This is a genomic window from Siphonobacter sp. BAB-5385, assembly GCF_002261125.1.
GTDB lineage: Bacteria > Bacteroidota > Bacteroidia > Cytophagales > Spirosomataceae > Siphonobacter.
Genome location: NZ_NMPS01000260.1, coordinates 1 through 7977, shown reverse-complemented (window position 1 = coordinate 7977; position 7977 = coordinate 1). Strand labels below are relative to the sequence as shown.

Below are 7977 nucleotides of genomic sequence, written 5' to 3'. Positions count from 1 at the left end.
GCCACCGCATTGCGGCTGTCGTAGGTCGTTCCGTTGCTCACGTGCGGGAGAGGTTTTCTTCTTCCGACATCTTTTGAAAGTTATTAGTTGCTAGTTGTTAAAATGTAACCTAGAACCTCCACAGGCGACATAAATCCGATCCCCGTCCTATTGCGAAAAGCCGCTGACTTCCTCTGCAATGCGGTGGGTCTGAGTAAGAGGAAGTCAGCGGCATGGGATGCATACGGACTAAAGTACCAACTCTGCTTGAGGGACCAGATCCGGTCTTTTTAAGGCGAAAGAATCAATCAACACCTACTTCATGCGAAAAGCATCTTTCCTACTACTCTTACTAAGCTGGGCAACGCTCACCTTTGCTCAGCAAAATCCTGCGTCTACGCCTACAGACATTATGCTCTCGATGCCCGAAAAGTGCTTTGAGACGTTCTGGCAAACCTTTGAGGATCATTACGCTTTTTTTCGTTTGCGGAATATCGACTGGCAGGCCCGCTATCAGCAGTACCGACCCCGCGTCACGGCGACTACTTCGGATGATTCCCTCTTCTCGGTGTTATCTCAATTGGTAGCTCCGTTTGAGGATGATCACATCAACCTCATCATTCCCGGCAAACGACAGTACAAGGCCCGAAAACCTTCGACATTTCTGGCGGATTTTCCGGATAAAGAAGCCAAAGCTTTATTCTGGAAAGCTACGGATGCCACGCTGGAACGAAACGGGTTTCAACCCGTAAAAACAAGTGGACCCTTATTTCGGAACACGCCGCTTTTCTCGTATACGCGTTCGAAAAACTACGGGTACATCCGAACGGGTCGATGCTTTGCTTCCGAAGAAACGTCGGATGATGCCCCGCAGGATGCCTCCCTGGCAGGAACTATTCTGGATTCGGTTTTACGGCAGATGGATGGTGTACAGGCCCTCCTGGTAGACGCCCGGATGAATATTGGAGGCAATGATGAATTTTCGTACGCGTTTGCGGGACGGTTTACGTCGAAGAAAGTACTGGGCCACAGCAAACAGACCCGAAAAGGCGGTTATGAAGACTTTACACCGCTGGAAAAATGGTACATCCAACCCGAGTCGAAAAAGCCCTTTACCCGACCCGTCATCGTACTTACCAATGACCAGACCGCGAGTGCCGGTGATGTACTGGCGATGATTTTGAAAGCCTTACCCCAGACCACGCTTATCGGTGAAAATACCAGGGGCATTTATTCCGATATGTACGGCTTTGAATTGCCCAACCAATGGCAGATTTCACTATCCAATCAACGCTATTACGCGGCGAATGGCGTTTGCTACGAAGGAAAAGGTACGCCCGTAGATGTGGTCGTAAAGAATACCCGGAAAGAAGCCGAACAAATGCAGGATACGGTTTTATCGGCCGCTCTGGCTCATTTGAAGCAGAGTAAGACTAAGTAGCCTTTTCTATTCTGAACGATTTACACAGGTTTTTAGATTGGAATATACAATGGATTAGACATTCTGCCCGAACGTGAGCAGATTAGAATCCGGATCGAGCATGGAAAATTCCATTACGCCCCAGGGTTTGTAATCCAGTTCGGTTGACTTCAGTCCCTGATCCTGTATAAACTGGTACCACTCCCGGATGGCATCGGTACGAATGTAGACCTGTCCATAATTTTCAGCCGGATCGAGTTCTTTGAATTCGAAAAAGTGAATTTCAATGGTATCCTTTTTCACCATCAAATAGCCTTCATAATCCATAGCACCAACATCCGTGAATTGCAATTGACGGAGGTAAAAGTCGCGGGTAGTAGCTTTATCCCGCATGGGTAATTTGGGGTGAATATTGGTAAGCATGGGTTTGAAATTAGGTACGTCTAGTTCTGTCCTTACAACCGTCGGGCTTTTAATTCCTGGGCAGCATACGCGGCAGCTCGGGCCGTCAGAGCCATGTACAGCAGCGAGGGACTTTGGTTGCCCGTGCTGGTCATACAGGCTCCGTCGGTCACGAACACATTGGGTACGGCGTGCATCTGATTGCGAGCATTAAGCAAGGACGTCTTCGGATCACGGCCCATGCGTACCCCTCCCATTTCGTGAATGTCGAGACCCGGAGCCTGCCTGTTGTCGTGTGTTTCAATAGTCGTGCATCCTGCCTTTTCAAGCATGGTCTTACTTTCCTGAATAAAGTCCTGAGTCATTTTCTCATCATTTTCGTCGTACCCTACCGAAGTGATCAGACTCGGGATACCCCAGGCATCCGTCTGATCTGTACTCAATCGCACGTGATTGCTAGCTTTCGGAATGGTTTCACCCTGCATGTACATGTAAATCTGCCAGGTACCGGGCTCGGTCATGGCCTTTTTAAATTCCGCCCCAAAGCCCGGACTCTTGGCCGTCAACGTTCCTTTCTTCCGGTAAGCTCCCAGAAAGGTCGTAAATCCGCCCAGGTAATCAGTATCCTGCTTCGCCAGATTACGGTAGTTGGCGATGATGGCATCCGTCGGATTACGGCCGAAATAGTAGCGGTCGGTAAATCCCGGCATTTCCGCGTGCAAACTGGCCCGGTAATTATGAAAGGCCACGTACTTACCCAGCAGTCCGGAGTCGTTGCCTAGTCCATTCGGGAAACGGTTCGAGCGGGAATTGAGCAAAATCAAATTGCTGTTTAGAGCCGAGGCATTCACAAAAATGACACGGGCCGAAAAGTCAATGACCTCGTTGCTCTCCGCATCAATCACCCGAACGCCCGACGCTTTCTGCGTGGCTTCGTCGTAGCGAATGGAGTGCACAACGGAATGCGGCCGAATGGTAAGTTTTCCCGTTTTCTGAGCCCAGGGCAAGGTGGAAGATACGGAGCTAAAATAGCCCCCATACGGACAGCCTCGCATGCACAGGTTACGAGCCTGACACTTTCCCCGCCCCTGTTGCAGGTGAATGTCTTTGGGTTGCGTCAGATGAGCCCAGCGGGCCTGTACCAGATGACGATCCGGGTAATGCTTCCGGATAGATTCCTGAAGAGCCGTTTCTACGCAGTTGAGCTGAAAAGGCGGGAGAAATTCACCGTCGGGCATGGCTTCGATCCCATCCGCATGGCCACAAACCCCGATGAATTTCTCCACGTGTGTGTACCAGGGAGCAATATCGGCGTAACGAATGGGCCAGTCGATGCCGTACCCAAACCGCTGGGGAGCGGTAAATTCGAAATCGCTCCACCGCTGGCAGGCCCGGCCCCAGGTCAATGATTTGCCACCTACCTGATAGCCACGAATCCAGTCGAACGGTTGCTCCTGAATGTAGGGATGATCCTGATCACGAATGAAGAAATGAGCCGTATCCGAGCCAAACCCGGCGGCTTTGCTGATTAAGGGATTTTCATCCAGAAACGCTTTACTCATCCGGCCCCGGTGGGGTAACTGCCAGGGATGCAGGGGGGCGGTCGGGTAATCTTTGAGGTGCTCGATCGGGCGTCCGCGTTCCAGTACCAGGGTTTTTAAGCCCTTTTCGCAGAGTTCTTTGGCCGCCCAGCCGCCACTAATACCCGAACCGATGACAATGGCATCGTAGGAACGTTCTTCTTTCATTTCAGCAACGTACAGTATTCGTGTAATCTAACACTAAAATAAAAATTTATTCATTTTTCATAGTGATAAACTAGGAATACCGATGTCGTTTCCTGGCATATGTGTAATTGTTGGTATTTTCCTGGTAGGCTGGTTTCGGGTGATTGGTCGGCCGTCTGCAATGCTCAACCAATCACCCGATCATTCCATGACGGTTTCAAATCGTGCCAAGCAAAATATTCATTTTTGTAGTAAGCTGAGTTGGGATGATAGGTAGCTGGACCTCGCAGACGCCAAACCAGGACCGCCCCGATTTAAAAATCGGAGCGAGCGGCTAAACTAGCAACTTGTTGATATTTTATTGAAATATAATATGATCGAATCGGTAGGAATTGTAGCTATGAAGAGGCTATTTTTGTAGCAGTGCAGATTCCGAATAGGTTCCCTGCCTATGTATTCCGCATGTATCAGCCTACGTTTTATAGGCTTTTACCTGGCTCGCCGCCGACCGGGTTACGAAGCTGAGCTTTACTAAGGAATTTTCATTCATTTACCCGCATCCATGAGCTTCTTCTCCAACTGGTTTGGTCCAAAAAAGAAAAAGGATCAGCCCGATTTCGCGTTTTACGAAAACGTCATTCATACTATTGCCGTCTCTGAAACGCTAAAGGATAAATTACTACGCAAGGTCCGACAAGCCTTCGATCATCCGGAATCATTTTATGATCAGGAAGGTCAGTATCAACTATCGGCTCGGAGCCTGAATCCCAGCAAAGATGACGCTTTGTTGCCCAAATTTGTATTGATCGATCTCTTACAGGATCATAACGAAATGGCGGAAGTGGACTGGAAGGAAACCGAGCAGGAAGTTCGCTACTGGATAAACGCGTTACTGACAGCAAAAACCTACCCAGGTTCGCTGTTAAACGAAGAGAAATACGGTCGGAACGTTCATACTGGCGAGGTCCTAGACTTGATTAATCAAAACGAATTAAAGCCCTTGGGTTATGCTCTGGAAATTCTGGATATCGACTCAGATAGTTACGTATTTACCATAGTACCACTCCATCGACAGGAGGAGGTTCAGGAGATGTTTAGAGTTCTGAAATAAGGCATTAGCAAGTCTGATTAGAAGATAACGGACTTGCTAATGCCTCGCCTTTAGTTACTTTGGACTGTGTAAAAGTCTTTTACAGATAGTGAATTTTCTCTTCCTCCAGATCCAACCGTAACAGGTGTTTGCGGATGACTTCTTCGTTCACCAGGGGATCCTTGTTCCACTCGCGGAGCCATTTTCGCTGTTGATCTAACATCTCCAGATAGACTTCCCGCGATTGCGTACTGAGCAACTGATCTTCCAGTACCAGCGTACTGTTCTCCCATTTCTGTACCAGCTCTTTTAGCACGGGCTGATCATTCAGGCCCATTGGATACTGGTCTCGCAATCGTTTTAGACTCTGCTCGACCAATTGCTTGTGCATGGCATGGTAATCATCTTCTTCCGGCAGAAAATGGTCCATATCGGAAATCCGAAAGGCCCGAATCAGGTACGGCAGGGTCAGGCCCTGTACCACTAACGTCAGCAAAATCACAATAAAGGTGATGAACAGGATCAGGTTCCGTTGCGGAAATTCCGTGCCGTTATCCAGGTATACGGGAATGGATAATGCCGCCGCCAGCGACACAACGCCCCGCATCCCGGCCCAGCCCATCAGAAAAGGAGCTTTATACCCCGGGTGCCGCGTGTCCGCTACGGTGATGTATCGTCTGGCAAACAGCGTAACGAAGATGGCCGAATACGTCGAGATCATGCGACTGATCATCAGCGTACCCGTAATCAGCACACCGTAACCAATGGCGGTATAGATGCTGACGCCGTCAAGGTTCGCAGTGATTTCCGGCAAGTCCAACCCAATCAGCATGAAAACCAGTCCGTTCAGGATAAAAACCAGCGATTCCCAGACGTTGCTCGTTCGCAGGCGACTCGTACTGCTCAGGAACAAATGCCGCCGCTGCGACAGAAACAGTCCCCCACTCACCACGCTTAATACGCCCGAACAGTGGATTTCTTCCGCCGTGATGTACATGATATACGGAGCAACCAGCGTGAAGACCAGATCCGTATTGGCATCCGTGGGTAAGATACGATGCGTTTTGAAAAACAGTAAGGCAATCAATACACCCACGCCGATCCCGCCCACTACCATCCAGACAAAATTCAAAGCCGCATTTCCCGCCAGAAAATGGCCTGTACTGACGGCAATCAGGGCAAAACGGAAGATGATCAAACTGGACGCGTCGTTGAGCAGACTTTCCCCTTCCAGAATCGACGCCATCCGTTTGGGTACTTTCACGAATTTCAGAATGGCTCCGGCACTTACGGCATCGGGCGGCGATACAATCCCGCCCAGCAAAAAGCCCAGGGCTAGCGTGAAGCCGGGAATAAAATGGGCGGCGACCAGAGCCACCGAAAAAGCCGAGACAAAGACAATCAGAAAAGCAAAGCTGGTAATGATCCGTCGCCACCGCCATAGTTCTTTCCAGGAGGTATTCCAGGCGGCTTCGTACAGGAGCGGCGGCAGGAAAATGATGAAAATCAGTTCCGGATCGATCTGGATGGAGGGCAATCCCGGCAGAAAACTGAAGGCCAGTCCCGCCAATACCAGTACAATGGGATAGGCTACCCGAATTCGCTGGGCCAGCATGATGAGTAAGACAATCGCAACAATGAGAGCCAGATAATAGGGAAAAACGTCAAGCATGGAAGTGTTACGCAAGGGCTAGGTCCGTGCTAAAATAAAAGGAAGCCCGGTTTTTACGCACACGCAGGCGGGGAAAAATAAAGCGTAGTCTAGCCTGAGAAGGCTGATTGAAAAGCGATGACTTGGGTCCAATTTTGTAAAATTGTCCGAAAGCGAACAGAGATCGTTCGCTTTCGGACAATTTCATTTTTTATAACTACTGATTTTCAAAGACTTACCTCTTTACCTTTCATAACGGCACAACTTTAGACCAGCCTTACCAACCGATCGCTGATTTGCTATGCTACGTAATTACTTCCTCGTCGCTTACCGGACCCTCCTGCGTTATAAAGGCTATACGCTACTCAATGTTATTGGCCTTACCCTGGGCCTTACCTGTGGTATTCTGATCTTTCAGGTCCTTAAGTTTCAAACCAGTTTCGATGCGTATCACACCCAGAAAGACCGCATTTATCGGGTAATGACCGAGTGGCATTCCGATGGTGTAGGCCGTTCGAGTGGCGTCCCTACGCCCATGGCGAAAGCCCTTCGAAATGACCTGTCTTTCTTTGAGCGTACGGCCATGATCTTCGATCAGCATGACATCCTGGTTTCCGTACCCGATGCCAAGGGACGTCCACTCAAGAAATTTAAGGAAGACCATTCTATTGCCTATGTAGAACCCGAGTTTTTCAGCATCATGGATTACCAGTGGCTCAACGGCAACGCACGCCTGTCACTGACCCAACCCAACAGCGTCGTACTTACGAAAAAGCTGGCGACCAAATTTTTTGGTACGGAAGACCCGATTGGGAAACGCCTCAAAGTTGACAATGAACTGGATTTAAAAGTAAGCGGTCTTTTAGCGGATATTCCGGAAAATACGGACGTACGTCAGGAAATGTTTATTTCCTGGGAAACGCTCAAAAACTACAAAAACGCGGGAGGGGCAGGACTCGATAATTGGGGCGGTGTCAATTCCAGTACGCATTGTTTTGTTTTGATGCGTCCGGGTGTGGACCCCAAAACGTTGGAGCAGCCCATGCGGAAGTTTATTAACAAGTATCACCCCAAAGATGGCAACGAGTGGTTTCATCCCTTCATTTCCGTTCAGGACGCTCACTTTGCCTTCGATTTCGATGCTCAGATCAGTAAAAGTCAGTTGTACGCCCTGGCGATCATTGGCTTGTTTTTGGTACTGACGGCCTGCATCAATTTCGTGAATCTGGCAACGGCTCAGGCTCTTAAACGTTCCAAAGAAGTAGGCGTACGCAAAGTCATCGGGGGTACGAAAGGACAGCTTTTTGCTCAGTTTCTTTCCGAAACCGGACTCATTACCTTGTGCTCCGTTATTCTGGCCGTACTGCTGACCGAGCTGGTTTTACCCAGCGTCAACCACTGGGTGTATGAAACGGCGGGGCTTAATCTCTTCGGCAACCTTCAGCTGTTCACCGACCTGCCTATGCTCCTTTTCCTGGTGCTACTGGTACTGGTCGTTACCTTCTTTTCGGGTTCGTACCCTGGACTGGTACTGGCGGGTTTCCAGCCCGTAGCAGCGTTGAAAGGCAAAATCAGTACGCAACAGGTGGGCGGCTTATCCGTACGCCGGGGTCTGGTGATGGTACAGTTTGTGTTGACGCAACTGCTCATCATCGGAACCATCGTGATCACCCAGCAAATGGATTTTTTCCGGGGAAAAGACATTGGC

The 7977-nt window shown here is 49.5% G+C and carries 6 protein-coding genes; 3 read left to right on the top strand and 3 right to left on the bottom strand.

What is annotated here, in order from left to right:
- The first annotated feature begins 301 nt into the window (after positions 1-301).
- On the top strand, positions 302-1420 hold the full coding sequence (locus tag BWI93_RS27185; RefSeq protein ID WP_094817075.1) for a S41 family peptidase: 1119 nt from the start codon (positions 302-304) through the stop codon (positions 1418-1420).
- A gap of 54 nt (positions 1421-1474) precedes the next feature.
- Here the strand turns inward: BWI93_RS27185 and BWI93_RS27180 are convergent, their stop codons facing one another.
- Together BWI93_RS27180 and BWI93_RS27175 are read right to left on the bottom strand one after the other, a co-directional pair.
- Complete coding sequence (locus tag BWI93_RS27180) at positions 1475-1822, bottom strand: VOC family protein (protein WP_094817074.1); 348 nt, start codon at positions 1820-1822, stop codon at positions 1475-1477.
- A gap of 32 nt (positions 1823-1854) precedes the next feature.
- Positions 1855-3549, bottom strand: coding sequence for a GMC oxidoreductase (locus BWI93_RS27175; RefSeq protein ID WP_094817073.1), 1695 nt, complete (start codon positions 3547-3549; stop codon positions 1855-1857).
- A 541-nt stretch (positions 3550-4090) separates the two neighbouring features.
- Between BWI93_RS27175 and BWI93_RS27170 the strand changes: the two genes are divergently transcribed.
- Positions 4091-4639: a hypothetical protein gene (locus BWI93_RS27170; RefSeq protein WP_094817072.1), complete on the top strand. Its 549-nt coding sequence runs from the start codon at positions 4091-4093 to the stop codon at positions 4637-4639.
- Positions 4640-4718: 79 nt separating this feature from the next.
- Here the strand turns inward: BWI93_RS27170 and BWI93_RS27165 are convergent, their stop codons facing one another.
- On the bottom strand, positions 4719-6290 hold the full coding sequence (locus tag BWI93_RS27165; protein ID WP_094817071.1) for a Na+/H+ antiporter: 1572 nt from the start codon (positions 6288-6290) through the stop codon (positions 4719-4721).
- 280 nt (positions 6291-6570) lie between these two features.
- On the opposite strand from BWI93_RS27165, the gene BWI93_RS27155 reads away from it, so the two are divergent.
- Positions 6571-7977, top strand: a 1407-nt coding sequence (locus BWI93_RS27155) for an ABC transporter permease (RefSeq protein ID WP_141217622.1), incomplete at its 3' end; no start/stop codon positions are given.

Coding starts and splice junctions, on each gene's coding strand:
- BWI93_RS27175 (WP_094817073.1), bottom strand. CDS start 3,549: ATGAAAGAAGAACGTTCCTACGATGCCATTGTCATCGGTTCGGGTATT.
- BWI93_RS27185 (WP_094817075.1), top strand. CDS start 302: ATGCGAAAAGCATCTTTCCTACTACTCTTACTAAGCTGGGCAACGCTC.
- BWI93_RS27180 (WP_094817074.1), bottom strand. CDS start 1,822: ATGCTTACCAATATTCACCCCAAATTACCCATGCGGGATAAAGCTACT.
- BWI93_RS27170 (WP_094817072.1), top strand. CDS start 4,091: ATGAGCTTCTTCTCCAACTGGTTTGGTCCAAAAAAGAAAAAGGATCAG.
- BWI93_RS27165 (WP_094817071.1), bottom strand. CDS start 6,290: ATGCTTGACGTTTTTCCCTATTATCTGGCTCTCATTGTTGCGATTGTC.